Source organism: Paenibacillus sp. 01L418 (assembly GCF_056400045.1).
The window spans coordinates 1-2,878 of sequence record NZ_JBFTSN010000621.1 but is presented as its reverse complement, the minus strand read 5'-3'; the positions used below and the strand labels follow the sequence as shown (position 1 = coordinate 2,878).

Here is a 2,878-nt window from a genome sequence, read left to right as displayed (position 1 = left end):
ATATTAGCTCGGTGGTATCCATTCTCCGAGAAAACGTCTATCGCTGCTGACATGATTTTCGTTTTGCTCAATGCGAAATGACTCTCCTTTTCGTAATGTACTGACTAGTCAGTACAATTAATATATTTATGGTAACACTCGGTAAAATGATTGTCAATCATGATTGTTTTTTCGTTATTCGGTACAAATTCTTGACATAGCACATTGCTAAGTATATGTACCGAAAAAACAAAAAAACCACGATATACGTGGTTTTTAATAGCTTGTCTCCTATTTATGCATACTCAAGAGCTTCGTTCAGATTTCTATTTTTTCAAGCTTTTCAAAAACACCATCAACCCATTCTTTGTCATCCCAGAGTTTTGAATCATGAAGTTTTCTAACAGCGGGATGTCCAGTTACAATCGTGTCTACACCGTCTTTGTTTCCAAAGTACAAATCAACGATTATTAATATTTTATTTTCTGTTTGAACTAACATCTTAAAGCTCATACCAGATCCTTGGTTCGAAAAAGGTAAATTTACGTAGTAGAGATTTTCATCAAGTTGCTTGAATTCTGCTTCCGCAAATTTATTTTCCAGACCAAAAATAACACTAAACTCTCCCTTTAATTCTTTTCTTTGTTCTAGCTCTAGCATTTTATTTGTGTATTTCAGAAGATTCTCGTTAGATATGTAATTTCTAAATGTGACTGCTTTTTGTTCTGCGATAGCACCGGTATACAAATTCACAAAAGCTTTTCCAAATGTAACAACGGTTTCTTGATCGTCATCACTAATTTGATCCCTTTTAATTGAAAATTGCAGATTGGCCAGGTCACTTAATATTTCCGCTGCTGATTTCTCTGGTAGTTCCAAAGAAGCCTCTTCACTTAATGGTATATTATTTGAGTCAGCAATTTGTCCTAATGCATCTTTCCCCTTTATTACAGGATTTGCTAGCAATCCAATTCCAACTGCTATCATAAGGACAATTGAGAAAAAAAGTAACCAAAACCTCGGTTTTCTGTAATTCAACACGTTTTTAATCCTCCCTTTTACATTCCCCTCACCAAAAGCAAGCGGACTCCCATTCAAAATATGTCTTTCGGTAGCTAGCGATAATAATGATTAACATACAGATGAACCAAAGATATGATCCAATCTATATGTAAATCTGCAATGGATTCACACTTTCCCTATTCAGAGCAGTCAGTGCTGGAAATGTCCCGCCTACAAATAAATCGACCATTTCTTTCCCACTATTAATCTGCGGACTTTGCTGAAGCATGCTATCTTGAGGAATTGGATTCCTATCCCCATTCCTTGGCAACAGACTAAATACACTTTCAAATATTTGATTCTAAGTGGAGGACTCTCCGTTTGTCAAGGCGGGCCGTAATTCAAACTAGGAATAGCTTCTCCTATTATTTCTTGTGCTTCAGCTTTCTTTTAATGTGAACACCGATCAAACCGATAATTATAAAGCATCCTCCCGTCACTATCATGCCGAGAAAATTAGTCAAAATTAAATCAGGATCGGGACCATTTCCTACTGGACCAATTTTAGGTTTATAAGCATCAAAATAATAAAAAACAGCCATTAATGTCATTAGGGTACCTACTGATATATTAAATACTGATATCCATAGTTTATATTTATCTGGTTGTGTTATGAGAAAATAAATATTTTGGATGATTACGAAAGCCAAGAATATCCCTTTGTAGATCACCTTTATATCACCTTTCCTCAAAATGTAATCGTACCTAATAAAACCTTTTATCAGTCACTATTGTTCGACTGTCCTGCCTGTTAGCTTAACGGGCTACCGTAAAGTTGTATATAAACCTCAATGAATCCGCCCATCCGATATCCAGATGTGGGTGTTTTACATACTATACTACCTATCCTKATCCTTTATCACCTGCTCAATCCCCTTCAGAATCAGCTTCATGCCGAATTCAAACGCTCCGTCGGTCCCTATCAGATTGAATAGCCCTTTTTTGTACATCCCTCGAAACACTCCCGCATCTGTCTCGCTCATGGCGTCCAGAAGACTTGTTATCTCTCCATCACGAAGCTCTCCCTGCTCCTCAAGCATAGTGGATAATATGCGCTGATGCTGATAATTGTCCAGAACGAAGTAGAAGACATAGTTCACCAGCGTAAGAACGGCTTGTAATTTTTGCTCTTGCTCAAGTGGCGTCGATTCCATGCAGAGCAGCATTCGGTTAGTGAACCGGATCATGTCTGGTTCGTGGGGCAGCGTCAACATCATGAGCTGCGTGGAGCAGGGATATCGGCTGAGCACACTCCGTACAGTTACCGCAAATTCCGCTAGCTGCTCCCTCCAATCCCCCTCAGAGTGAAACTCCTCCAAAATGATCTTCGATACATGGTTGGCCAGGCGCTGGTAGAGATTCTGCTTGCTCTTGAAATACCAATACAAAGAGGGAGCCTGAATGCCCAGACGATCGGCCAAGCGTCTCATGCTGAATTTCTCAATTCCTTCCTCTCCAAGAAGCTCCCACGAGGTTTCCAAAATTTTGTCCTCCGAAATCTGAGGCTGCTTTTTTTTCAACGGTATCCGTCCTTTTATCTAACAGTGTAAGTTTATGCTTTACAGGTTCATAGGCTCATGATATCATCTAACACTGTAAGATACAAACTAACACTGTTAGATTGATGGTCACAATAAATAAAGAAAGTAGTGATTTACATGGATACAGAAAACCTCCATTATTTTGAAAAAGCACCCGTCTCAAAAGCTGTAGCTCACTTCGCTGTACCGATGATGTTAGGCATGTCAATGAGTGTTATATACTCCATCTTGAATGCCTATTTCCTTGGTACACTCCACAATACTGCCATGTTGACTGCACTCGCACTCACCTTGCC

3 protein-coding genes and 1 pseudogene are annotated in these 2,878 nt (G+C 39.1%); 1 reads left to right on the top strand and 3 read right to left on the bottom strand.

The window, feature by feature from the left end:
* Window positions 1–297: 297 nt before the first annotated feature.
* The 3 genes from AC1DSE_RS33735 to AC1DSE_RS33725 form a co-directional block, all read right to left on the bottom strand.
* A complete protein-coding gene (locus AC1DSE_RS33735) occupies window positions 298–1,020 on the bottom strand; it encodes a hypothetical protein (protein WP_477511144.1) in 723 nt (240 codons plus the stop codon).
* Window positions 1,021–1,406: 386 nt separating this feature from the next.
* Entirely contained in the window at window positions 1,407–1,592 is a 186-nt protein-coding gene (locus AC1DSE_RS33730) for a hypothetical protein (RefSeq protein WP_441883152.1), read from the bottom strand.
* A 288-nt stretch (window positions 1,593–1,880) separates the two neighbouring features.
* Complete coding sequence (locus AC1DSE_RS33725; RefSeq protein ID WP_477528956.1) at window positions 1,881–2,561, bottom strand: TetR/AcrR family transcriptional regulator; 681 nt, start codon at window positions 2,559–2,561, stop codon at window positions 1,881–1,883.
* Between the two features lie 138 nt (window positions 2,562–2,699).
* On the opposite strand from AC1DSE_RS33725, the pseudogene AC1DSE_RS33720 reads away from it, so the two are divergent.
* A pseudogene (locus tag AC1DSE_RS33720) lies at window positions 2,700–2,878 on the top strand (MATE family efflux transporter); the annotation flags it as partial.

Coding starts and splice junctions, on each gene's coding strand:
- AC1DSE_RS33730 (WP_441883152.1), bottom strand. CDS start 1,592: ATGACATTAATGGCTGTTTTTTATTATTTTGATGCTTATAAACCTAAA.